This is a genomic window from Sphingobium sp. GW456-12-10-14-TSB1 (assembly GCF_059424385.1).
Window position 1 is genome coordinate 3,299,461 of sequence record NZ_JBWKZI010000001.1, and the last position, 25,493, is coordinate 3,324,953.

Genomic DNA, 25,493 nt, shown 5'->3' on the forward strand with positions numbered 1-25,493 from the left:
TCAGTTCGGCCTGGCCATGGTCGGCTAGCCAGGGCCACCCGCCGCCCGCATCGCCTCCCGGTCGAAAATGATCGTCGATGGCGTATATTCGCCGTTCATCGTCAGCCGCAAATAGCGGGCCGCATTGGCAAGATAGAGCTTGGGATCGCTTTCCGCCACCTTTGCGATGGGGAGGGCAGGGCGGGCCGCTTCGCCGATGAATGTGAGCGCGTTGATCGCATGGAGCCGGACCTGCCAGGATTGCGAGGGCGCGCACAAGGCGATGAGCGCCGGGACCGAGTCCGCCGTTTCGCCCAGCCGGGCCAAGGCTTCGGCCAGCTGGATGCGGACATGGGGGGATGATTCGGCCTTCAGCCGGGCCAGCATGTCGGCCTGGGCCGGGCGCGCCGCATCGCCATGGATCAGCAGGCCCATGGCGCCCCAATAGCGAATGACCTCTACCGGGCTGGCGAGCGCCGCGCGCAGTTGCGGCAGATTGTCGGGCCGGGCGGCAGCGGCGGAATGGGCCAGCGCCATGACGTCCTTGAGCGGGTAGAGCGCGGGATTGCGCGAGTCTTCCCAGCCTTCGCCCTTCATATCTTCCGGCAGGAAGCCGTTGTCGTTGATGGCAATCATATGATCGTCGAGCAGCCGCGAGAATTTGGCGAGCGTGGCGGCATGCGCCGGTTCACGCGCCAGATCCTTGATCTCGTGCGGGTCGGACGACAGGTCGTACAGTTCCTCGAACGGCTTGGTCTGGAAGAAGCGGTCCTGCACCGCGTTCAGCGTGCCTTCGATATGCGCCTGTTCCCAGTCCTGATAGCCCTTGGCGAGCCATTCAAACGCCTGATGCTGGCCCCAGGGACGATGCGGCATATAGTTGCGGATATAGCGCCAGCGGCCATCGGTGACGGTGCGCTGGAAATCGATCCGCTCGTCCATGCGGTTGCGCATGCCGAACGCGACGGCCTGTGGCCGCGCCTTGGGGCCAAGGAACGGTTTGCCGCGCATCTGCTTGGGCTGGGCCACGCCGGCGAGCGACAGGACGGTGGGGGCAAGGTCGATGAAGCTGACCGGGGTGGCGACTTCGCTACCCGGCTTGGCGGGCATCAGGTGCCGCCATTTGGGCGGCACATAGACGACCATTTCGCACCGCAGACCTTCATCATAGCAATAGCGTTTGGACCGGCCGAGGACGCCGCCATTGTCGGAATAATGAAAGACGATCGTATCGTCGGCCAGCCCGTCGGCCGCCAGTTCGGCGAGCCGTTCGGCCAGCTGGCCGTCCATTTTTTCGATGAGGTTATAATAGCTGGCGAAATCCTGCCTGATGCCCGGCGTATCGGGCAGGAAGGGCGGCAGCGTCACCATGTCCGGCGTCACCCGCCCAGGGGTGGGACTGAACAGGCGGGATTCATGGGTGGTTTCATAGTTGAACACGGCCATGAAGGGCTGCGTCCTGTCTGTGCGCGAGCGCCAGTGCGCCGCATTGCCTTCTCCGTCCCAGATCGCCTTGGGATCGACATCGCAATTATAGTCGGTCTTGGCGTTGTTGGTGCAGAAATAGCCAGCCGCGCGCATCAGTTCGGGATAGGTGCGGAAGTCCTTGGGAAGCTTTGCCACGGCGCGCATCTGGTTCGCAGGCGCGCAGCTTTCGGGATAGACGCCGGTCAGGATGCCAAAGCGTGAGGGCGCGCAGACCGGTGCGTTGGAATAGACGTTGCGGTACAACAGACCCTTTTTCGCCAGCCCGTCGATCGTGGGCGTATGGGCCAGCCGGTCGCCATAGGCGCCGATATAGGGATTATTATCCTCGCTCACGATCCACAGGATATTGGGGCGCTCACCCCTGGCGGGCTTTGCCAGCGCGCCCGATCCTGCAGCGGCGGCGAGGCCAGCGGCTGACCCCAATATGGCGCGACGGGAGATGTCATGGGTCATGGCTTGGCGGTTCCCTGGACCTGGCGCGTCAATTCTTCGCTGAGCGGCGGGGTGTAGATGAGCGGCTTGCCAGCGGCCTGCGCCTTGAGCTTGGCGGGGCTGTCGGGCAGGATCGGATCGAGCCGGTCGACGGGGTTGGGCTTCACATACCAGTCAGCGGGGAAATCGGCCGCGCGCGGGCCGTCAATATCGCGTCGCACCGCGCCGATCGACAGGCGCGCGCTGTAGGGAATGTTGTGGCGGCCATTGCGGTCGGCAAGCTGCTGGTAGAGCGCGACGCGCAATTCCTGTTTCTTCGCGGCCCAGGCCGGATCGTTGACGAGATTGTGCATCTCGTCCGGGTCCGTGTTGAGATCATACAGTTCGTCCGTGTCCCAGACGCCGTAATATTGGATATATTTCACATTGTCGCGTTCGATGGCGAAGGTGCCCGGCGTCATCGGGAAATTATATTCCCAATAATATTCATAGACGAAGTCGCCCGGCTTCCAGTCCTTGGCGGCCTGCTTGCCTTCCCACAGCGCCCATGCGCTCTTGCCTTCAAACTGTTCGGGGCGGGCAGCGCCCGCGACGTCGAGGAAGGTCGGGGCGAAATCGAGATTGCGGATGCGGCCTTCATTGACCGTGGCCGCCGGGATCGTGCCCGGTTCCCACACCAGCAGCGGCACGCGCACCGACGCCTGATAGGCGTTGCGCTTGTCGATCAGCCCATGTTCGCCGACCATATAGCCATTGTCGGACGTGAAAACGACCAGCGTATCCTTGTCCAGTCCATTCTTGCGCAGATAGTCCATGATCCGGCCAAGGCTGTCGTCGATCGCCGACAGCGTGCCGTAATAATATTTGAGATATTCGGTCATCGGCACGTCGGCATTGTAGAAAAAGTCGATGCCGTGCCAGCTGTTGCGCTGGTTGCGCACCCATACCGGCTTGCCTTCATTATTCTGGGGCGTGTTCGCCGCGCTGGCGGGCAGGGTGAAGCGCGCCTTGTCATATTGATGCGCGTAACGCGGCGGGGGCAGGGGGTCGGAATGGACGCCCTTGTGGCTGAGATAGAGGAAGAAAGGCTTTTTGGGATCGCGCTCCTTCTGCAGCCAGTTCATCGCATAGTCGGTCAGTTCGTCGGTGATATAGCCCTGCTGCGGCACCGCCTTGCCATCGACATTGAGGTTGGGGGAGCTATGGGCGCTTTCCGCCTTTGCGGGCCAGTAATTGCCCTGCCCCTTGAAGCTGACCCATTTGTCGAAGCCGGGGCGCGGGCCGTCGGTTTCGCTGCCCATATGCCATTTGCCGAAGAAGGCGGTGTTGTAGCCGGTCTGCTGCAAATAGCTGGGGAAGTAAGTGAGGCCCGCTTCGCTACTGTCATTATTGTCGACGATGCCGTGGTTGCGCGCGGTTTGCCCGGTCAGGATGGTCGCGCGGCTGGGGCTGCATAGCGAGGAGGTGACGACGGCGTTGGGAAAATAGCTGCCTTCCTTTGCCATGCGGTCGATGTTCGGCGTCTTGAGGAGGCCCGGCTGAAGGAAGCCCATGCCGTCATAGCGCAGGTCATCCACGAGCACGAAAATGATGTTGCGGGGGCGCTGCTGCTGCTGGGCAGGGGCGGTCGCGGCCTTTTTGGGCGCGGCAGCGATCGAGGCGGGCGCCGTGAAGGAGCAGGCGATGATGCAGGCCGCGCCTGTCAGCGCGCGGCGCAGCGTGGGTGCCCATTTCTTGTTGTTCGACACAGCGCGGTCCTCTCAATCTGCTTTAACTGGATATAATAGGCTGGCGTTCCGATGACGCCGGGAATGGCCCTGAAACGGCCCGTCCATCAATAGACCATCTCCGTCTCCCGCCCGTTCACCGTCACTTTGCGGGTGGAATGGAGCTTCCACAACGGGGCGGGGAGCGATGTGCGGTAACGCTCGATCGCGCTTTTCAGTCGCTTGTCATTCTTTGGATCCCTGGCCGACAGATCCTGCTCTTCGGCGGGATCGGCCTTCAGATCGTAAAGATGCGACTGGTTCCAGTCGCGCGAGAGCCAGACTTTCTTGTCGCCCTGCCGCGCGGCATAGACCGGCTCCTGCCCCCAGACCAGCAGGCGGTCGGGCTGTGGCTTGCGCGCGGTCGTCACCAGATCATGCCCTTCCAGTTCCCTGGGCAGGGCATGGGCCGGGTCCGCGGCGCGCAGCACCGTTGCCGCAATGTCGAGTGAGGACACCGGGCTGGCGCTGATGCCGCGCGTCCTGAGGCCTGCGGGCCACGAAAATACGAAGGGCACCCGCACCCCGCCTTCCAGATAGGTGAACTTGCCAGCGCCGAAGGGATGGTCGGGATTGCAAAAGCCGAAGCGATGCGGGCAGCCATTATCGGACAGGAACAGGACCATCGTATTGTCCCGCACGCCGCGTTTTTCCAGCGTATCGAGTATCTGGCCCACGCCATCGTCCATCGCCGCGATCATCGCGACATAGGTGCGGCGTACCGGATCCTTGATATGCGCGAACCGGTCATAATAGCTTTGCGGCACCTGCAACGGCCAATGCGGGGCGTTGTAGGCGACATAGGCGAAAAACGGGCTGTTCTTGTCCGCCGTGGCGCGGGTGATGAAATCGACCGCGCGATCGGTGATCTGGTTGGTCAGATAGCGCGAGAAATCGTCCGCCGGGCGCGCGTCCGGGCCTTCCACCATGGCATGATTGCCGGTGCGGGGGCCGATTTCATATTTATCCTCTTTGGTCGGGGTGGTGACGATGCCGGGCGTGGCCGGATCGACATAATTGGTTTCCCCGGCCAGGAAACCGAAAAATTCGTCGAAGCCGCGCCGCGTGGGATAGAATTGCGGGTCCGATCCCAGATGCCATTTGCCAAAGGCAGCGGCGCGATAGCCAAGCGGGCGCAGGCGGTCGGCCAGCGTCTTCTGGTCGACAGGCAGGCCAGCGCCCTTATCGCCTTCATCATTGATATTATAGGTGAAACCAAAACGCTGGGGCATGCGGCCGGTCAACAGGGCCGCCCGGCTGACCGCGCATACCGACGCCGCGACATAGGCGTCCGAAAAGGCGACGCCCGATTGCGCGATCCGGTCTATGTTGGGGGTCGGCGCATCGCGACGGCCATAGGTCGACACGTCCGCCCAGTCGAGATCGTCCACCAGGATGATCACGACATTGGGGGGTGCCGCCGCCGCCACGTCCTTGGCAGGCGTCGGCGTGGCAGGTGTCGGCTGGGGCGTCGCGGTGATCCCGGTCGTCGTCGGCGCGCCCAGCCCGAAGGTCAGGGCGCTGGCGGCCAGCAGCAACGAGGCGAGAGGGCGGCGGGGGCGCTGGACCATCGGGTGGACCCTTTCTTGCGAAGCGATGTCAGGCGGGCAGGACGGCGTCGGCGGATGCGGCGATGGCGCGGCCATAGCCCCGCATGCCCAGCAGCAGGGCGGCGACCGACAGCGGCGAGGCGATGGCGCAGACCAGCGTGATGGCGGCGGGCAAAGCCTGCGGATCGCCGTACCAATAATCGGTCACGAGTGCGATGGCGAACGGCCCGCCAGCCGCGCCGATCAGATTGACGATCAGCATATAGCCCGCCGATACCGACGCCCGCATCCGGTTGGGGGTGATTTCCTGCAAGGCGGCAAGACCACCGCCGAAATTGAACCCTGCAAGGAAGTTCATCGCGCCGATCAGCGCGAGCGACAGGGCCGCGGTCGGCATCTGGGGGAACAATATGGTCACCGGGATCAGGCTGATGAAGCCGAACAGGGCGGCATAGAGATTGCCGCGCGCGATCCCGCGACGCCGCAATGCCGAGGCCGCAAAGCCGCCGATCAGCGTGCCGCTCACGCCGCAGACCGCCGTGATAGTGCCATAGAGGCCGCCAATCTGCGCGGTCGTCAGCCCGAATTTGCGCTCAAGGAAAGCGGGAATCCACGCGCCCGTCGCATTGCCGACCAGGATCATCAGCGCAAAGCCCAGGCTGATGCCGACATAGGCCTGCCAGTGCCGGGCGATGTGCGCGAACAGCACCGGAAAGGGCGGGCTGGGCGCATGGACGCCTTCGCCCCGGCGCGGGGGTTCAGGGACAAGCAGCATGAGCGCGGAGAGCAGCAGGCCTGGCAGGCCGAGCACCAGAAACGCGATATGCCAGCCCTTGGTCTCGCCGATCAGCGGCACGTTCACGATGCTGGATGGCGGCACGACCGTTGCGAGCAGCCCCCCAAGCAGCAACGCCGCCGCCCCGCCGACATAGATGCCCATCTGATAGACGCCCATGGCCGCGGGCAGCCGGTGTTTGGGGAAATAATCGGACAGGATGGAGTAGGCGGCGGGGCTGAGCCCGCCTTCGCCCGCGCCCACGCCGATACGGGCGACGAACAGCATGCCGAAGCTGCGGGCGAGGCCGCACAGGGCGGTCGCGAGGCTCCAGATGAAGATGGCGGCGGCAACAATATTGCGGCGGTTGGCCCGATCCGCCAGCCGCGCGACCGGAATGCCGACCAGCACGTAGAACATGGTGAAGCTGAGGCCGTAAAGCAGGCTCATCGCGGTGTCGCTGACCTGCAAATCTTCCTTTATGGGCTGCACCAGAAGCGCCAGAGCCTGCCGGTCGACAAAGGCGAATGTATTGGCAGCGGCAAGCATGAACGCCGCGAACCACGCCTGACGCGCTGGTGGCCACGTGTCTGTTGTCGTCGACTCCGCCATTTCAACCTCTCCACGAATATGTAACGCTACAAAGCTTGTATCGGCCCTGCTGTCAATATCGGCGTGACCGGACGGACATTCTAACCCCTGTTATCGGGCATATAGAAGCTAGGTAGGCGGCACATACCTATGGATGGACATGCGAAAGCCGATTGACAATCCGCTCAAAAAGTCATTTAGCGGTACATCGAAGCGACTCACGGATCTGGTTCCCAAGTCGCCAAACCGTTGACGTCAAAAATCTCGACATGAGGGGATCTGAAGTGGCCACCTATAAGTGCACGTTAATTCCGGCGGCCTCCGCCCTGGCCATGGGCATGGCGATGCTGGCCATGCCTGCCGTGGCGCAGGACCAGGCAATGCCTGAGAATGAGCCGGGCGAAATCGTGGTCACTGCGCAAAAGCGCGCCGAGCGTCTGCAGGACGTGCCGTTGGCCGTCACCGCCGTGGGCGCGGACACGCTGGCATCGCGTCAGATCAACGACACCAACTCGCTGGTCCAGGCCGTGCCTTCGCTCTCGTTCCAGCAGGGCGCCAACCCCACCAACACCAGCTTCCGTATTCGCGGCGTTGGCACCGCGCTGTTTGGCCAGGGCGTTGAGCCTTCGGTTTCGGTCGTCGTCGATGGCGTGGTCGCCGTGCGTTCGGCGCAGGGCTTTTCCGAACTCGCCGATGTGGAGCGGGTCGAAGTGCTGCGCGGCCCGCAGGGCACCTTGTTCGGCAAGAATGCGTCGGCCGGCGTCATCAGCGTGACGACGGCGCGCCCGTCGCGCGACTTTGAGGGCAAGGGCGACATCACCATTGCCGAGCATAATGAATATCGCGCCCGCGGCACCGTTTCGGGTCCGATCACCGACACGCTGCGCGCCCGCGTTTCCGGCTTCTACAGCGACGTCCAGGGCATCACCCGCAACCTGGCCACCAACAAGTGGACGAACGGGTCGAAGAGCTGGGGCGTGCGCGGCAAGCTGGAATGGGACGCAACCGACAGCCTGACCCTGCTGCTGGCCGGCGAATATCGCAAGACGGACGCCGATTGCTGCGCCTCCACGCTGATCCAGATCCGCAACCCTGTGCTCCAGTCGATCGTCGGGCCGATCAACGCATCGCGCGAGAATCGCGAGATCAACGACGACGCCGAAACCTATGCGAACAGCAAGGCGCAGACCTATTCGTTGCAGGCTGACTGGGATCTTGGCAGCGCCACGATCACGTCGATCAGCGCGTTCCAGAAATATGATCTGGATGTGAACCAGCCGATCGACCGCATTCCCGCGACCTCGCCCATCTTTCTGGGGACGGCTGCCTTCGCGCCCTACACCTTCTGGAACCAGAACCACGGCACGGTCGACCTGAAGGGCTGGTCGCAGGAACTGCGCATCGCCAACAACGGCAATTCCGACCTTAACTATGTCGCGGGCATCTTCTACATGCACAGCGACATCCTGCGTCCCTTCGACCGTCGCCGCGCGCGTTGCACCGCCGGTGTCGTGGGCCAGCCCTGCGCGCCCGCCAACATCGTCTGGCAGTCGTCGGCCAGCCGCATCCGGCTGAAGCAGGACAGCATCGCCGCGTTCGGCCAGGCGGACTATCGCATCGTCGGCGGGCTGCGCGCCATCGGCGGCATCCGCGTGCAGTATGAAAAGGGCACCAACAGCGGCTATCGCATTGCGCCGATCGTCGCGGGTGACGCGATCTTCCCCGGCAATCCGCCCCGCAGCGGCACCTTCTCCGCCAACGACACCGCCGTCACCGGCAAGGCGGGCCTGCAATATGAATTCAACCGCAATGCACAGGTCTATGCCAGCTACACGCGCGGCTATAAGGGGCTGGGCTATGAAATGGAGATTGGCGGCGATCTGGCCAACCAGAAGGCCATTCAGCCTGAGCATGTGAACGCCTATGAAATCGGCTTCAAGGGCAGCACGGCCGACCGTACGCTGAGCATCTCGGCCGCCCTGTTCCAGGCCGACTATTCCAACCTTCAGGTGCAGGCCAACCGGTCCGATCCGACCACCGGTATCATCCAGTTCGTGACCACCAACGCCGGTTCGTCGCGCAGCCGCGGTTTCGAAGTCGAAGCCACGCTGCGTCCGTCCGACTCCTTCTCGGTCAATGCCGCCGTGACCTACGCGCAGTCGCGCATCAACATTGACGGCCTCAACTGCGCATTGCAGCTTCAGGCGGCAGCGCCGGTGCTGAGCGGCACGCCGACCAACATCTGCTATCGCACCGCGCCCGGCGCCACGCCGCAGCAGAATCTGCGCAACCGTCCGTTGCAGGCAAGCCCCGACTGGCGCATCGGCGTGACGCCGCGCTATGACTATGAAGGCGACAATTTCAACGCCTTCGCGCAGGTCAGCGCCAACTTCACCAGCGCGCAGTTCTTCTCGTCGGAACTCGATCCGCTCACGATCCAGCCGGCCTACACGCTGGTCGACGCGACGGTGGGCGTCACCACGTCCGACCACCGCTATGGCGTGACGCTGTTCGTGAAAAACCTGTTCGACGAAAATTACCTGACGAACATCGGTCACAACTCCATCATGTCGACCGTGGCAAATCCGCTGGATCTGGTGGGCACCTATAACAAGGACAGCAGCCGCTACTTCGGGGCAACCTTTAGCGCGCGCTTCTGATCGGGCCGGGAGCCGGGCGATGCGCGTCCGGCTCCTCCACTCCTTTGTTAGGGTACAGCATGCTCCTGGACAGTCTCACGCCGCCCCCGACAGAACCGCTCTCCATCGACGAGGAAGCACGCGCATGGGTGGAGCGCACGCGTGACGCCATGAGCATCGAGGAGATGATCGGGCAACTCTTCATCTTTTCAACGTCACAAGACAGCGCCGAGGAGCTAGGCCCGCTCCTGGCGCTCAAGCCCGGCGGCATCAACCGTTTTCCCCGGAACGACCTCTCCGCGTTCCGCTCCGCGTCCGTCCACGCGATCGAGCAGGCGGTGGTGCCGCCGGTCTTTACCGGCGATATAGAAGGGGGCACGATCAGCTATCCCTTCGCCACGACCGTTCCCAACATCATGGGCATTGCGGCGTGCGACGATCTGGCGACGACAGAAGCCATCGCCCGGCTGGTCGCGCGGGAAAGCCGGGTGCTGGGCTATGACTGGTCCTTTGGCCCGGTGGTCGACATCAACCATGCGTTCCGCAGCGCGATCGTGGGCACGCGATCGTTCGGCTCGCGCCCGGAAAATGTGCTGGCGCAGGCCAGCGTCTATATCCGCGCCTTGCAGGAAGAAGGCGTTGCCGCCTGCCTCAAACACTGGCCGGGCGATGGTTTCGACGACCGGGACCAGCATCTGGTCACCAGCGTCAATCCGCTGTCGGTTGAGGAATGGCACGGCTTGTTCGGCCGCATCTACGGCCAGCTGATCGGGCAAGGGGTGATGACGGTCATGTCCGCCCATATCGCCTTTCCCGCCTATATCCGCGCGCATTTGCCGGACGCGGGGCGCGAGGCGTTCCAGCCCGCGACCGTGTCGCACCTGCTGAACCAGCGCCTGCTGCGCGAGGAACTGGGCTTTAAAGGCCTGATCGTGTCGGACGCGACCGGCATGGGCGGGCTGACCGGCTGGATGGAGCGATCCGAAACGGTGCCGGCGGTGATCGAGAATGGCTGCGACATGTTCCTGTTCAGCCGCGCGCCGCAGAGAGATTATGGCTTCATGCTCGATGGCCTGCGCAATGGCCGGTTGTCCGAAGGCCGCCTGTATGAGGCGGTGACCCGCATTCTGACGCTGAAGGCGCGGCTGGGGCTGCACCGGATCGATCCGGCCGAGCGGATGATGCCGATCGAGGCGATGCGGGACGCCTTGCAGACGCCCGACCATCGTGTCGCCGCGTTGCAGGCCGCCGGGCAGAGCATCACGCTGGTCAAGGATACGCAATCGCTGTTGCCGCTGGCGCCCGCGACCCACCGCCGCGTCGTCATCGTCGCGGAAGAAGGGTTCAGCTTCTGGGACGGCGCCTTGTCGCGCGGCTATGGCCCGGTTCTCGACGAATTGCGCGCCCGCGGCTTCGAGCCGCGGATGCTGGACGTGGACCAGTGGCCGACGCGCGAGGACACCGACCTTGTCCTCTATCTGGTCGGGCAGGAAGCAACGCCCAGCGCGGCGCACATCTTTCTGGATCTGGTGAAGCTGCACGGGTCCAATCGCAAGGCGATGAGCCAGTTCGCGCAGGAAATCCCGACCGCACTGCTGTCGTTCGGGCAGCCCTATTATCTATATGATGCCCCGCATATGAAAACATGCGTCAACGCCTACAGCGCGATCGAGCCGGTGCTGCGCGAAACAGTGCGTCGGCTGACCGGCGAAGCGCCCTTCACCGGCGTCAGTCCCGTTGATCCATTTTGCGGGCAGGAACAGTTGCGTTGGTAAGGAGAGCGATATGACGGTCATGTCCCAGGGTCACGGCGCCAACGATCAGCGCGCCCAGTTGGAGGCGCTATATGCCGCCATGGCCCCCAAAGGGCTGCTGCCGCTGTGGGAAAGCCTGCATGCGCTGGTCCTGGCCGAGCCGCAGTCCCCGGCCAAGCCCTGGCGGTGGAGCTATGACGAGGTGCGCGACCATCTGATGCGCGCAGGCGACATCATCAGCGCCGAACAGGCGGAGCGCCGCGTACTCATTCTGGAAAATCCGGGGCTTGGCGGCCTGTCCGCCATAACCCCCAGCCTGTACGCCGGATTGCAGCTGATCCTGCCGGGCGAGGTCGCACCGTGCCACCGGCATTCCCAGAATGCGCTGCGCTTCGTCATGGAAGGCAGCGGGGCCTTCACCGCGCTGGACGGGGAAAAGGCGGTCATGCAGCCTTTCGACCTGGTGCTGACGCCTGCGGGCCAGTGGCACGACCATGGTAACCAGACCGACCAGCCGATGATCTGGCTCGACGGGCTGGACATTCCCACCGTCCGCCTGTTCGACGCCAGCTTCGCCGAGCGGCTGGATGTCGCTGCCCATCCCGAAACGGTGCCCGCCGGCGACACGCTGACCCGATATGGCCACAATATGCGTCCGTTGCGCGGGAGCCTGGCGGACCGTAGGCCCAGCGCGCGCCCGTTGTTCCATTATCGCTATGCCGACTGGCGGCCCGCGCTGGACGCGATGGCGTCGAGCGCCGAGATCGATCCGCATTTCGGCCATGCGCTGGAATTTCTGAACCCCGCCGATGGCGGCCCCATCCTTTCGACCATTTCCGCGCATGTCCGCCTGTTGCCCGCAGGGTTTGAAACCAGGACGCGGCAGGCGACCGACGGCACGGTGTTCGTGCTGGTCGAAGGCGAAGCGACGCTGGAACTGGGCGATCAGGAAATCCGGCTGGGCGCGCGCGACATGGTTGTCATACCGTCCTGGATTCCCTACCGCTTCCAGGCGCATTCGCAGACGATATTGTTCGGCTATTCCGACAAGGCTTCACAGATGAAGCTCGACCTCTACCGGGAGTGCAACCATTGACCCTCTTGTTCGACCCTCAGTCGCCCGTTCTGGCCCCGACGAGCGACGGCCATGATTTCCCCGTCCGCCGCATTTTCTGCATCGGCCGCAACTATGCCGATCATGCCAAGGAAATGGGCGTCGAGGTGGATCGCGAAGCGCCCTTCTACTTCACCAAATGGGCCGAAACGGTCGTGCCCAGCGGGCCGATCGCCTACCCGACGATGACCGGCAACTATCATTATGAAGCCGAACTGGTCGTCGCCATCGGCAAGGGCGGTCGCGACATTCCCGCCGACAAGGCGGTCGACCATATCTACGGCTATGCCACCGGCCTCGACATGACCCGCCGCGACCTTCAGCTCGACGCGCGCGCCAAGGGGCGTCCGTGGGACGCGGGCAAGAATGTCGAGCAATCCTCCCCGCTCGGCACGCTCCACCCGATCAGCGAGACCGGGGAATTGTCAACCGGCGCCATTCGCCTGACCGTCAATGGCGAGGTGAAGCAGCAGGCCGACCTTGCCGACCTGATCCATCCGGTGTCCGAACTCATCGCCTTCCTCTCGCGCGCCTATCGGCTGGAGCCGGGCGACCTCATCTACACAGGGACGCCCGCTGGCGTCGGCGCGGTCGTGCCGGGCGATGAAATCATCGTGTCGATCGACGGCCTTACCGATACCAGGGTCATGATCACGCCGGTCGCCCATGACTGACATGATCCTGCACGGCTTCTGGCGATCCTCCGCGTCCTGGCGCGTGCGGATCGCCATGGGACTGAAGGGCCTGACATGGTCGGATCGCACCTATCGCTTGCGTGCGGGCGAGCAGCGGTCCGACGCCTATATGGCGATCAACCCGCAGGGGCTGGTGCCAGCGCTGGAAGTGGACGGCACGGTGCTGACGCAAAGCATGGCCATCTGCGAATATCTGGACGAATGCTATCCCGATCCGCCGCTATTGCCCGCCGACCCGCTGATGCGGGCGACCGTGCGGGGGTTCGCACAGGCCGTTGCATGCGATATTCACCCGGTCCAGAACCTCAAGATTCTGCGCATGCTGGCAGCGCGCGGACTGGATGAGGACGCCGTGCAGGGCTGGGCGCGCGAGGTGATCGAGACCGGGCTTGAAGCCTGTTCGCGGCTGATTGCCGATCGGGAAGGGCCATATTGTTTCGGCGATCAGGTGACGCTGGCCGACATCGTCCTGATCCCGCAACTGGGCAATGCCCGTCGCTTTGGCGCGCGCACGGATTTTCCCCGGATCGAGGCTGTGGAAGCGGCCTGCAACGCCTTGCCCGCCTTTGCCGCCGCGCGGCCCGATCGCCAGCCAGACGCCGAGTAGCAATGTCGTTAGCGGGAGACGATCAGGCCCGTGCCGGTCCGGTCGATTGCCGTTCGATCATCTTGTAATCGACGTAGATCGCCAGCGGCTGGGTTTCCGGCGGCTCGCCGCGCAGCGTTGCGACGAGCCGTTCCGCCGCCCGTTCGGCGATCAGGGCCAGCGGCTGCCGGATGGTGGTCAGTTCCGGCCAGATTTTGACGGCGATCGGCGTATCGTCGAAACCCGTGATCGACAGGTCGTCCGGCACCGAAATCTTGTTGCGCAGCGCCACATTCACGAACGCCGCCGCCATGTCGTCATTGCCCGCGATGACGGCGGTGAAATCCCGCTGCGTGGTCAGTACGCGCTCCGCCAGCGCCAGGCCCGCCTCGAACGTCGGGGGCGCTTCCCAGACCAGCTTCATATCGGCGACGACCCCTTCGTCGCCCAGCGCGCGCAGGTAGCCCTTCAGACGGGAGGCCGCCACCAGCGAGGTCGGCAGCGTGACGATGGCGATCCGGCGGTGCCCCTTGCCAAGCAGCATGCGCGTCATTTCATAGGACGCCTGTTCATCGTCGATGCGCACGCAATCCATGTTGCGCAGGTCGCCGCCGGGCGCCAGGCCGATCATCGGCACGTCATGCCTTTCGGGCAGACCAGCAGCGCTGGCGATCTCGCAGATCGGCGGCGGCAGCAACAGGCCGTCAATGCCGCTTCGGATCATCCTTTCGATGCTGCCGACAGGATCGGAGAAGTCGTATATTTCCAGCACCAGCTGCACGCCAAGGCGGGACGTGGCGCGCAGGCTGCCGACCAGCATGGCGCTCAACAGCGCGCTGTCAATGTCGCGGTGGAGCAGGCCGATCCGCAGCGTCTTGGCCGCCGCCAGGCTGCGGGCGGCGGAATTGGGCGTGTAGTTGAGCGCCTTCACCGCCTTCAAAACGGCTTCGCGCGCGACCGGGTTGACGAAGCTCTTGTTGTTGATGACGTTGGAGACCGTCATGGCCGATACGCCAGCCTCCCGCGCGACTGCCGTGATCGTGGGGCCTTTCGCGCCTCTCCGGCGTTTACGGGTAGTGTCCGGGCTCGTCATGTCATCCCTGGTCGGTTGGCGAAGGACATCGTCATAAGCGGGGATTGGCAAACAATCCACACTCTGACGACCAGGCCCATTGGCCGGGCTGGTTCGGCCAATCAGTCACCGCCACGGATGCGGAACTTGGCCGGCTCCTGCTTCAGGACCGGGGTGCCACCGGCCAGCGAGACGCGGAAATTTTCCAGCTGGGGATCGCCCGTCCGCTCCATCTCGGCCAGCATCAGCCGCTTCATCTCATCGACCTTGGCCTTGTAGGCGGGATCGGCGATCAGATTGTTCCGCTGGCCCGGATCAGCCTCCAGATCATAGAGCGCCATGGGATAGCCCATCACATATTGCTTCACGCGCGCGGCGATGCGCGCATCGGTTTCCGCAGCCTTCGCCATGGCGGGGAAGGTGAGGCCCCACATGCTTTCGATCTTGAGTTCGGTCTTGCCGTTCGCCCAGGCGGTGTAATGGAAGGCGTGGCGTTTGTCCTGCAAGGTGCGGGAAGGGTAGAGCATCCCGCTCGACACATAGTCGACATAGGACATGACGAACGGCTTGTCCTGCGCCGCGCCGCCCTTCAGCATCGGAACCCAGGATTGCCCGTCCAGCTCCGCGATCGGCTTGGCCTGCAACAGCTCGATCAGCGTCGGCAATATGTCGAGGTTGGTCGTGAGCGTATCGAAGCGGCGCGGCTTTCCCATGCCGGGGTAGCGCAGCAGCACGGGCGTGCGGATGCCATGGTCATAGACGCTGGCCTTGGCAAAGGGCATCGGCATGCCATGATCCGCCACGAACAGGACAATCGTGTCGTCCCAAGTGCCGCTATCCTTGAGAGCCTTCAGAATATTGCCCACGGCGATGTCGAGGCGTTGCACCGAATTCCAATATTGCGCCATCTCCTCCCGAATATCGGGCAAGTCTTCGAGATTGGCGGGGATCGGAACCTGGCCCGCCTTGAGCGGCCGGGGGATGCGGTAGGGGCCGGTCTGCTCGTGATCGATTTCCTGCGCATCCTCCGCGCCATAAAATGGCCGGTGCGGATCGTTGATGTTGCAGTTGATGAAGAAGGGTTTGTACTGGGCCTGCGCTTCCGTGACGGCGAGGCGGAGCATGTCGGCATGCACCATGGGATGACGGTCCTTGCCTTCCTGCTTTAAGTCCCAGGGGAAGGAGGAGGCGGGCTGCATATGGCCGATCTTGTGGCTGGCGGCGCAATAATAGCCTTCGGCAGCCAGGGTGGTGCATAGCGTCGGCGTACCCTCCCGCATCGGGAAGAAGCCGTTGCCGCCATTTTTGTGCGGCAACAGGCCGCTCATGAACGCCTGGCGCGAGGGCATGCAGATCGGCGCTACGGTACGCACTTGCTCAAAGACATGGCTTTGCGCGGCGAGGCTGTCGAGATTGGGGGTGAGGCCGCGCCGTCCGTTCATGAAGCCGAGCGCCGACCAGTCCACATCATCCGATGTGATGAGCAGCAGATTGTGGCGCTTGCGCGGATCACGCTTCACATAGTCGACCGCCTGGGCATAGCGGGGAAACGCGGCCATGATGGCGGCGGCTGCGCTGGCCTGCAAAAACCTGCGCTTGCGTTGGTTGATCATCCCATCCTCCCTTGCGGCCACCGTCGCGTCACCCTGCGGGGCCGGCCGGTCCGTCACTTGATATGCTGCCTTGTGCAAATGCAGTCTTGCCCACTTCTGCGATATAATCAATATAGCGCTAAATTAAACTGACATTGCGGGACAGGAGGGGGCATGGCCTTGAAAGAGCGGTATCGGGGCGTATTGCTGGCTCCGGCCTGCGTCGCCGGGCTTTTTGCCCTGGCCACGCCGCTGGTCGCCGCCGCGCCTGATGTGCCGCAGTGGCGGGATCTGAACCGCAACAACCAGCTAGACCGCTACGAGGATTCGCACCTGTCGGTGCAGGAGCGGGTCGATGACCTGATGGCGCGCATGACCATCGAGGAAAAAGTCGGCCTGATGGTGCATGCGAGTCTGCCGGGGCATGGATCGGCGATCGGCGTGTCATCGACCGGCTATGACATGGCGCGGGTGCGCGCCATGATCGAGGACGGGAAGATCAACAGCTTCATCACCCGGATCGTGGTGAAGCCGGCGGAATTCGCGCGCCAGAACAATATGGTGCAGAAAATCGCGGAAGGCACAAGGCTGGGCATTCCGGCAACGATCAGCACTGATCCGCGCCACCATTTTCAGGCCACGATCGGCGCGAGCACGACGGGCGGTGGCTTTACCCTGTGGCCCGATACGCTGGGATTTGCGGCGCTGGACGACGCCGATCTCGTCCGCCGGTTTGGGGATATTGCGCCGCAGGAATATCGCGCCGTCGGCATCCATATGGCGTTGTCGCCCCAGGCCGATGTGGGCAGCGAGCCGCGCTGGTCCCGCTTTTCCGCGACATTCGGTTCCGATCCCGCAACCATCTCCCGCCTGGCGGGCGCCTATGTGGAAGGGTTCCAGGGCGGCGCGACCGGCGTGACGCCAATGGGCGTCGCGACCGTGGTCAAGCATTGGGTCGGCTATGGCGCAGAGCCGGAAGGGTTTGACGGGCACAATCATTATGGCCGCAACGTCCATCTGACCGATGCGTCATTTGCCGATCATGTCCGTGCGTTCGATGGCCCGTTGGCGGCAGCGAGCGAGGGCGTGATGCCCACCTATGTCGCGCTGCATGGCCCCTCGATTGGCGGCAAGCCGGTCGAGCCGGTCGGCGCAGGGTTCAGCAAACAGGTGCTGACCGACCTGCTGCGTGGCGAAAAGGCATATCGGGGCCTGATCATTTCGGACTGGTCGATCACGCGCGACTGCCCGGAGACCTGCGTATCGCCGGATGCGAATCATCCCCAGGCGCCGCAGGCGATCGGCATGCCATGGGGCGTGGAATCGCTGAGCGTCGCCGATCGATTCGCCAAGGGCGTGGACGCAGGCATCGACCAGTTCGGCGGCGTGGATGATGCCGCCCCGATATTGGAAGGCGTGCGCAGCGGCGCAATTTCGGTCGAGCGAATCGACGATTCGGCGCGGCGCATATTGGCGCTCAAGTTCCGGCAGGGTCTGTTCGACAATCCCTATGTCGACGAACAGGCCGCTGCCAGGCTGGTCGGCAATGCCGCCTGGCAGAGCGAGGCGGACAAGGCGCAGCGGCAAAGCCAGATCCTGCTGCGCAACGAGGGCGGATTATTGCCGCTGAAGGGGCGCAAGAAAATCTGGCTTTATGGCGTGGATGAGGCTGTTGCGGCTTCGGCGGGCTATGTCGTCGTCAAAGACCCGTCCGAGGCCGACATAGCGCTGGTGCGCGCCGCCACGCCGTTCGAAAAGCTGCACCCTTTTCATTTTTTCGGGTCGCGGCAGCATGAAGGGCGGCTCGACTTCAGGGCCGATGATCCGGCGCTGGTGGCGCTCAAGCGGGCGGCGGCACATGTGCCCGTCATTGCCGCGGTGGAAATGGATCGCCCCGCGGTGCTTACCGCCCTCATGCCGCATGCCAAGGCCGTGCTCGTCAATTTCGGCACCAGCGACGTGGCCCTGTTCGACATAGTGTCGGGGCGCAGTCCGGCCTGCGGTCACCTGCCTTTCGCGCTTCCGGCATCCATGGCCGCGGTCGAACGCCAGCGCGCGGACCTGTCGGACGACGAGGAGGCGCTGTTCCCCAGGGGTGCGGGCCTGTGTCTGAAATGATTTGGCAGTATCCGGGTCGGTATAGGCCAGTGTCTGGCGCGCAAGGCACTGTTGCAAAACTGTATCGCTCGCCAGGCAATCGTGGGCAAGCGTGCAACGATGCGATTGACAGCGCTGCCATATAAAATTACCGCTACATCAACGGGTGAGCCCTCAAACGTCTGAATCGATGTCGGGGCACATAATCAGGCAGGCCAATTCTGACAGGCCGCCGCAACAGGGGAGGGTATCGTGGCTTCACAGCGTCATCGTCATTATCTGGGATTCTTGCTCGCGGGGGCCGCGATGGCATGCTGCGGCGCTGCAATGGCGCAGGAGCAGGCGGGGGAAGCGGATGGCGCAAGCGAAGCCATCATCGTTACCGGTTCGCGCGTGGTTCGTAACGGCGCGGACATGCCCACGCCTGTCACGGTGGTAGGCGCGGACCTGATTGCGCAGACCGGCGCGACGCAGCTGTCGCAGGTCATCAACGACCTGCCCGTCGTGCGCACCGATACCAGTTCGACGACGGCGTTCGTCGGCGGTGGCGGCAACGGCCCCGGCAACAACCTGATCAACCTGCGCGGTCTGGGCGCGGTTCGCACCCTCGTGCTGGTGGACGGGCTGCGCTTTCCCGCGACGACCTTCACGGGCCTGTTCAACACCGATCTCATTCCAAGCTCGCTGGTGTCGCGGCTGGACATCGTCACCGGCGGCGCGTCGGCGGCCTATGGTTCGGACGCTGTGGCCGGTGTCGTCAACATCATCCTCAACAACAAGCTGGAGGGCGTTCGCGCTTCGGCGCAATATGGCGTGACGGACGCTGGCGATGGGGATGAGCAGAAATACTCGTTCGGCGTGGGCCAGAAATTCCTGGATGGCCGTCTGCACATCATCGCCGGGCTTGATTATCAGGACCGGAAAAGGACGGGCAACTGCTATTCGCGCAGCTGGTGCGCCCAGGAATATGGCGTCATGTCGAACGCCAATTCCGCGCAGAACGGCCTGCCGGCCCTGATCATCTCGCCCGACGTGCGTTGGTCCCAGAATACGCCCGCTGGTCTGATCGTCAGTTCCAGGCTGACCAATGCATTTGGCGGGCAACAGGTGTCGGACGATGGCACGACGCTGCTGCCCTTCACCTTCGGCCAGCTCTACGCGCCCAATAACAACCAGATGATCGGCGGGTCGCGCCGCGGCATCAATCCTGCCAGCAGCGCCTTCGATCTTCAGGGGCCGCAAAAGCGCTTGGCCGCCCTCTTCCGGGCGGAAGCGGAACTGAGCGACAATCTGAAGGCGTGGGTGGACAGCTCCTACGGTCAGACGGACAATCAGGGCACGTTCGCGCAGCTGCGTTCGGGTAACCAGAACGCCGCAGGCACATTGCGGGCGGGGCCGCTCAACACCGGCGCGATCACGCTGTCGGTCAACAATCCCTTCCTTCCCGCCCAGCTGCGCAGCCAGATGCAGCAGATCGGCCTGGCGAACGTCAACATCGGCAAGGCGGGCGATGGTCTGCTGGTTCCGATCGTCGACTATCATGTCGAAAGCTATCGGGTCGCCACCGGCCTGAAGGGCGATCTGGGCGGCTGGACCTGGGACGCCAGCTATGTCCGGGGCGTCAGCAAGCTGGACAATGTCGCGCGCAACATCATCAATCAGAATAATTTCTCGCGCGCGGTTCAGGCCGTCAGCGGCACGGGCGCCAATGCCGGCAGGATCGTCTGCGCGGTCAACCAGTCGGTGACGACGGACGCCGCTTGCCAGCCGCTCAACCTGTTCGGCGTCGGCACAGCCAGCGACGCCGCGCTGCAATATGCCTTGGGCACGGCCGTTCAGCGGTCCAGGATCACGCTGGACGATGTCAGCGCGAACGTCCAGGGGCAGCCTTTCGACGCCTGGGGCGGGCCGGTTTCAGTCGCGGCGGGCGCGGAATATCGCACCGAAAGCATCGCGGCGGACGTCGACCCGGTATCGGCCGCTGGTGGCTTCGTTCAGAATTACAGCGCCCTGCACGGACGCAGCAAGGTGTTCGAAGTCTATGCCGAGGCCAATGTGCCGCTGCTGTCCAACGTTCCCCTTGCCGAGACGCTGGAAGTCAATGGCGCGGTGCGGCACGCCCATTATAAATTCTCCAGCCCCGAAGCGCCCCTGGCGGGCGGCGCCGTTGGCCCTGCGGATTCCAGCTTCAACGCGGTCACCTGGAAGCTCGGCCTGGTCTACAAGCCGGTAGACTGGCTGCGGATGCGCGGCACCATTTCGCGCGACTTCCGTGCGCCGAACATGAACGAGCAATATATCCTGCCCAACGTCCAGAACAGCGCGATCCTGGACCCGGCGACCAATACCAGCACGCAGGTCGCCACCCAGTCCGGCGGCAACCCGAATCTGCGCCCGGAAATTTCGCATACCAAGACTTTCGGCGTCACGATCCAGCCTGCGGCGATACCCAATCTCCAGCTGTCGGTTGACTATTATGACATCAAGGTCACCGGCTATATCGCGGCCGTGGGCGGCCCCACCCTGGTCACCCAGTGCTTCCAGGGCGCGCAGGATGCATGCGCCTTCGTCACCCGCGACGCCAATGGCGTTCTGACCTTCATCCGCAACATCTCCGCCAACGCGAACGAGTTGCAGGTCAAGGGCTTCGACGTCGAACTGGGCTATCGCAAGCAGATCGAGAATATCGGTACGCTGGACCTGCGCATCCTGGGCACGGCCTATACGAAGCTGACCTATGTCAACGCGGGATCGCCACTGGACGGCAAATGCCAGAACGGCACCGTCACGCAGCAGGCCTATCCCAGCATGTCCTGCTATCAGATCAACACGCGGGCCACCTTCACCAGCGGGCCGCTGACTTTGGGCATGCAGTCGCGCTATATTCCCAAGGGCAAGTTCGGCACCACCTATGTCGGGCCGCAGGATGACGGCTATAGCCCGACCCTGCCGAACAGCATCAACGACAATCGCGTCAAGGCGGTCACCTATGTCGACGTGAATGCGAGCTATCGCATCATCGACAATGGCCCGCGCATGGTGGAAGTGTTTGGCGCGATCAAGAATGCGTTCAACACCAACCCGCCGGTGGCGCCGGCCAACAATATCGGCACCAACGCCAATCTTTACGACGTGCTGGGTCGCACCTTCCGCGTCGGCGTGCGGATGGCCTACTGATCGGACCAGTGCCGGATAATGGGCCGCCGCGATTTCGATCGGGGCGGCCTTTTCTTTTGAGCCTGCCGGGCATGGCCCCGGATGGCGGGTACGGGGTAATCGTCATCCCGATGCGCAAGCGTGGCGTGCCTGCCCCGCTTTAACGCTAACTATAGCGGCCATGAAACCCGTGCCGCCTTGATGGAGTCGCACTGCGTGGTTGCGCTACATCATGACATTTGCATCTGCCCAACTGCTGCCATAGGCCGTTCGCCCAGCGACAGTCCGTAATGAGGTGAGATTTTTGGTCACGATCTATGATGTGGCGGCCAAGGCCGGCGTCGGCATGAAAACCGTCTCCAGAGTTCTCAACAACGAAGCCCATGTCCGCCCGGCCATGAAGGACCGGGTCATGAAGGCTATCGATGAACTTGGCTATCGCCCCAATCTGGCGGCGCGGCAATTGGCGGCCAGCCGATCCTTCCTGATCACCTTCATATTGAGCGACGTTTTCAGCAGCTATCAGACGAGCATGCTGGTGGCCGCATCGACCGAATGTCGTCTGCGCAATTATCATCTCGTGGTCGAGGTGAGGGATCAGGACGAGACTGCGGAGAGGCTGGTCGAGCGGGTGACGGCCAATCTGCGCCCGGACGGCATCATGCTGGTCCCGCCGCTCAGCAACGACGCCGCGATTGTCAGGGCGATCGAGAGCAAGGGAACCCGGCTGGTCAGGGTCGCGTCCACCCTGTCGGGCTATGGCGACATCGTTCCTGTCAGGGACACGGACGTCAGCCACAAAATGGTGGCGCATATCGCTGCGACGGGAAAGTCGCGCATCGCCCTCATCGCGCCGCCGTTCGACAAGGCCGCCGCCAGCGAACGGGTAACGGGCTATCGGTCCGCCCTTGCCGATGCGCGCCTGCCCTATCGTGCCGACTATGTCGTGAAGGGGGATTTCACTTTCGCGTCCGGCAAGGCCGCCGCCGAGCAGCTTTTGGCCTTGCCCGAACCCCCCGACGCCATTTTCGCCACCAACGACGCGATGGCGCTGGGCGCGATGGCGGCGGCGCGGCAGATCGGCCTGGACATACCCCGCGACATAGCGATTGCGGGCTTCGACGATTCGCCGGGCAGTCGCACCATGTACCCGCCGCTCACGACAGTGAGGCAGCCGATTCCGGGCATGGCGCGCAATGCCATTTCCGTCCTTCTGGGCCATGCCGACGCGCTGGAGGAACTGGTGCCCGAACTCGTCATCCGTGGGTCCACGCAACCGGGAGCGGCTGCCGAGGTGCATGGCGAGGACATGTAAGGCGCGACATTGACAGCGCTGCCAATTGCGATATTACCGCTCTAAACAGATTGGAGGGGTCATGAAGAGGCTGCGTCTATACGGGTTGCTGGCGGCGGGTATGGTGTTGGCGACATGCCCCGCGACCCTGCTGTCCGCGCGCCCCGCGCAAAAGGCGGCCAGTCCCGCCAAGGCCGAACCGGCGCGCAAGCCGCGGAACGTCGTCTTCATCCTGCTGGATGACCTGCGCTATGACGGCATGGGCTTTTTGCAGCCGGAACTCAGAACCCCCAATATCGACCGGCTGGCGCGGGGCGGCACCTATTTCCCCAATACGGTGGTCACGTCGTCGCTGTGCAGCCCCAGCCGCGCCACCATCTTGACGGGCGAAACCGCGCGCAACCATGGCATTGTCGACAATGCGAATTCGTCGGAAGCCGGGCTGACCTTCTTCCCGTCCTATCTGCAGAAGGCCGGTTACCAGACCGCCTTCATCGGCAAATGGCATATGGGCAATGATGTCGACACGCCGCGTCCGGGCTTTAACAAATGGGTCAGTTTCCGGGGGCAGGGGAGCTATTATCCTGCGAGCGGCGATCCCGATGCAGCCGTGCAGGGCGGCGAAACGACGATGTGGAACGTCGATGGCAAGAAGGTCGCGCAGCAAGGCTATATTACCGATGAACTGACCGACTACGCCATGAACTGGCTGGAAAAGGAACGCGACAAGAGCAAGCCGTTCTTCCTGTATCTGAGCCACAAGGCAGTCCATTCGGACCCTCTGCCGCCGCCGCGCTACCGCCATCTGTACGATCGGACCGATTTCAAGATTCCGGCCAGCGCCGCCAACACGCCCGAAAATTACAAGGGCAAGCCGATGTGGGTCTATAACCAGCGAAACACATGGCACGGCATCGATTTCTTCTTCAACACCGATATGAAGATGACCGAATATCTGCGCTATTATTATGGCGCGCTTGCCGCGGTCGATGACAGTGTTGGCCGTATTGCCGACTATCTGAAGGCGAACGGGCTGGAAAAGGATACGCTGGTCGTCTTTACCGCCGACAACGGGTTTCAGATCGGTGATCATGGCCTGATCGACAAGCGGACCGCCTATCAGGCGTCGGTGCGCGTGCCGATGGTCATGTATGAGCCGGGGACGGTGCCGGCCGGTGTGGTCAACACTGGGCGGATACGCAATCTCGACTATGCGCCGACCTTCCTGGACCTGGCCGGGGTGGAGAAGCCAGCGCAGTTCGAAGGGGTCAGCGCATGGCCGCTCATTACCGGCAAGGTCGCGGACAAGGACTGGAAGGCGCCCGACTTCACCTATGAATATTATTGGGAATGGGCCTATCCCATGACGCCGGGTACATTCGCCATTCAGCGCGATAACCTGAAATATATCCAATATTACGGCGTCTACGACACCGACGAACTCTATGATCTGGCGCGCGATCCTGACGAAATGCACAATCTGATCGACGATCCGGCCTATCTTCAGGCCAAGGTCGATCTGCGCAAGGCGTTGTACCAGCAACTGGCCAATCGCGACGGTCGCCACGCCATTCCCTATGGCGAACGCAACGCCATCGGCAGCGTACGGCGCAACCGCGCGGGAACCGGCGCTGCGCCTTTCCCGGACAGCTGGCTGGTGGAACCCAATCGCGTGGACAGGAAGGACAATGTCCTGCCCGACAGCGTCGCCAAGCAGCGCGCGAATGATGAAGGCAAGGCGTTCGTGCGCTTCCCGGTGCTTGGTTCGCCGGAAGCGAATGCAAATGCGGGAATCAAGGATTGACGGCACGGACGCCTGATGTGCCGCCGGTGACGTGCCCGCCGCGCCGGGCGGGGCTGGCCATGGCGGCGGCGGCGCTGCTTGCAGCCGCGCCTGCCATGGCGGCCCAGGACGGACCGGGATGCCTGGACCAGCGCCTGTCGGCGACGCTGATCCGCCTCCAGCCCAAAAGGTCGCGCCTGACGGCCGTGATCGCCCCGACGCTGGGTGGACAGCTGGTCGGGTTGCAGCTGCGCCGGGCGGGCAAGAGCCATGAGCTTCTCTATCGCGGCATGGATTTCTGCCCGCAGCCCGGCTTTGCGGGCAAGGCGATGGTGATGTGGCCTGCAACGGGACGCACCTTCGCTGCCGATCCTTCGCAGGGCAAGGCTGACAAGGCCGCCGGCTGGCAATGGCAGGGGAAGCTGTGGCCGATGCCGATCCATGGCTTTGCCAAAAATGGCGCATGGTCGGTCGTTACCCCGCCAAAGGGGGCGAGCGGAGAGAGCGTCACGATCGCGTTGCGCGACACGCCCGAAAGCCGCGCGCTGTTCCCATTCCCGTTTCGCCTGTCGATCACCTACGCGCTGCGTGGCGAGCGGATCAGCGTCACCCATCAGGTCACGAACCTGGGCGACGTGGCGATGCCCTTTTCGATCGGCAATCACATCACCTTCGCCTTGCCGCTTGGCGGGCAGGGCGACGCTGCCGACGCAAGGATCAGTACCGACGGGCGAGCGCGGCTTTTGCTGGACGCCTATGGACGGCCCGCAGGCACAGGCGCGGTCGGCCCCCTTAAAGTCGCGCCGCTCTCCTCGCTTGGCACTGAAACTGCGGTTCCTCTGCTCTGGTCGGGTTTTCGGCGTCGCCCCGCCGTCACGCTGACGCAGCCTGGCGTGGGATCGATCATGATCATGCAACAGTCGCGGCGTCCGGCGGAGCGCGATGTCGTCGCCTTCAATCTCTGGGGCAATGTCGACAAGGGCTTTTTCAGTCCAGAGCCATGGTATGGGCGGCAGAATGCGCTGTCCGATGGCGGCGTCGTGCTGCTGCCGCCGGGACAGAGTTTCACATGGGCGTTCTCCGCCGACATTCGTTTGTAGTTTTATTGCAGGGCGTGCGTTCGTCCTGCG

16 protein-coding genes are annotated in these 25,493 nt (G+C 63.5%); 10 read left to right on the forward strand and 6 right to left on the reverse strand.

Going from position 1 to position 25,493, the window contains the following annotated elements; genetic code table 11:
- Window positions 1-24: 24 nt before the first annotated feature.
- From AC07X9_RS16160 to AC07X9_RS16175, 4 genes are all read right to left on the reverse strand, one after another.
- Window positions 25-1,920 carry a sulfatase-like hydrolase/transferase gene (locus AC07X9_RS16160; RefSeq protein WP_017183905.1) on the reverse strand — a complete coding sequence of 632 codons (1,896 nt, stop codon included), beginning with the start codon at window positions 1,918-1,920 and terminating at the stop codon, window positions 25-27.
- Entirely contained in the window at window positions 1,917-3,647 is a 1,731-nt protein-coding gene (locus tag AC07X9_RS16165) for a sulfatase family protein (protein WP_017183906.1), read from the reverse strand. The genes AC07X9_RS16160 and AC07X9_RS16165 overlap by 4 nt, the downstream gene beginning before the upstream one ends.
- Window positions 3,648-3,733: 86 nt before the next feature.
- Complete coding sequence (locus AC07X9_RS16170; RefSeq protein WP_100215236.1) at window positions 3,734-5,236, reverse strand: sulfatase family protein; 1,503 nt, start codon at window positions 5,234-5,236, stop codon at window positions 3,734-3,736.
- A gap of 28 nt (window positions 5,237-5,264) precedes the next feature.
- Complete coding sequence (locus AC07X9_RS16175) at window positions 5,265-6,602, reverse strand: spinster family MFS transporter (RefSeq protein ID WP_037514928.1); 1,338 nt, start codon at window positions 6,600-6,602, stop codon at window positions 5,265-5,267.
- A 263-nt stretch (window positions 6,603-6,865) separates the two neighbouring features.
- On the opposite strand from AC07X9_RS16175, the gene AC07X9_RS16180 reads away from it, so the two are divergent.
- From AC07X9_RS16180 to maiA, 5 genes are read left to right on the forward strand one after another with little or no spacing between them, the layout of a single operon-like run.
- Window positions 6,866-9,241 (forward strand): TonB-dependent receptor, encoded by a 2,376-nt coding sequence (locus AC07X9_RS16180; RefSeq protein ID WP_241763674.1) that lies wholly within the window; start codon window positions 6,866-6,868, stop codon window positions 9,239-9,241.
- A 59-nt stretch (window positions 9,242-9,300) separates the two neighbouring features.
- Complete coding sequence (locus AC07X9_RS16185) at window positions 9,301-10,995, forward strand: glycoside hydrolase family 3 protein (protein WP_017183910.1); 1,695 nt, start codon at window positions 9,301-9,303, stop codon at window positions 10,993-10,995.
- 10 nt (window positions 10,996-11,005) lie between these two features.
- Window positions 11,006-12,070, forward strand: coding sequence for a gentisate 1,2-dioxygenase (gene gtdA / locus AC07X9_RS16190; protein WP_017183911.1), 1,065 nt, complete (start codon window positions 11,006-11,008; stop codon window positions 12,068-12,070).
- The gene (locus AC07X9_RS16195) at window positions 12,067-12,762 is read left to right on the forward strand and encodes a fumarylacetoacetate hydrolase family protein (RefSeq protein WP_017183912.1); all 696 of its coding nucleotides are present in this window, start codon (window positions 12,067-12,069) and stop codon (window positions 12,760-12,762) included. The genes gtdA and AC07X9_RS16195 overlap by 4 nt, the downstream gene beginning before the upstream one ends.
- Entirely contained in the window at window positions 12,755-13,390 is a 636-nt protein-coding gene (maiA, locus tag AC07X9_RS16200; protein ID WP_017183913.1) for a maleylacetoacetate isomerase, read from the forward strand. The genes AC07X9_RS16195 and maiA overlap by 8 nt, the downstream gene beginning before the upstream one ends.
- Before the next feature lie 22 nt (window positions 13,391-13,412).
- Here maiA and AC07X9_RS16205 read toward each other — a convergent pair whose 3' ends face one another.
- The gene (locus AC07X9_RS16205) at window positions 13,413-14,462 is read right to left on the reverse strand and encodes a LacI family DNA-binding transcriptional regulator (RefSeq protein WP_026002534.1); all 1,050 of its coding nucleotides are present in this window, start codon (window positions 14,460-14,462) and stop codon (window positions 13,413-13,415) included.
- Between the two features lie 101 nt (window positions 14,463-14,563).
- Entirely contained in the window at window positions 14,564-16,054 is a 1,491-nt protein-coding gene (locus AC07X9_RS16210; RefSeq protein WP_017183915.1) for a sulfatase family protein, read from the reverse strand.
- Between the two features lie 153 nt (window positions 16,055-16,207).
- On the opposite strand from AC07X9_RS16210, the gene AC07X9_RS16215 reads away from it, so the two are divergent.
- From AC07X9_RS16215 to AC07X9_RS16235, 5 genes are all read left to right on the forward strand, one after another.
- Window positions 16,208-18,151 carry a glycoside hydrolase family 3 protein gene (locus AC07X9_RS16215; protein ID WP_254908087.1) on the forward strand — a complete coding sequence of 648 codons (1,944 nt, stop codon included), beginning with the start codon at window positions 16,208-16,210 and terminating at the stop codon, window positions 18,149-18,151.
- A 231-nt stretch (window positions 18,152-18,382) separates the two neighbouring features.
- Window positions 18,383-21,307, forward strand: a complete 2,925-nt coding sequence (locus tag AC07X9_RS16220) for a TonB-dependent receptor domain-containing protein (protein WP_495197984.1) — start codon at window positions 18,383-18,385, stop codon at window positions 21,305-21,307.
- A 274-nt stretch (window positions 21,308-21,581) separates the two neighbouring features.
- On the forward strand, window positions 21,582-22,601 hold the full coding sequence (locus AC07X9_RS16225; RefSeq protein WP_241763677.1) for a LacI family DNA-binding transcriptional regulator: 1,020 nt from the start codon (window positions 21,582-21,584) through the stop codon (window positions 22,599-22,601).
- 61 nt (window positions 22,602-22,662) lie between these two features.
- On the forward strand, window positions 22,663-24,384 hold the full coding sequence (locus tag AC07X9_RS16230; protein ID WP_037514934.1) for a sulfatase family protein: 1,722 nt from the start codon (window positions 22,663-22,665) through the stop codon (window positions 24,382-24,384).
- Window positions 24,381-25,463 carry an aldose 1-epimerase gene (locus tag AC07X9_RS16235; protein ID WP_017183920.1) on the forward strand — a complete coding sequence of 361 codons (1,083 nt, stop codon included), beginning with the start codon at window positions 24,381-24,383 and terminating at the stop codon, window positions 25,461-25,463. Before AC07X9_RS16230 ends, AC07X9_RS16235 begins: the two co-directional genes overlap by 4 nt.
- Window positions 25,464-25,493 lie beyond the last annotated feature (30 nt).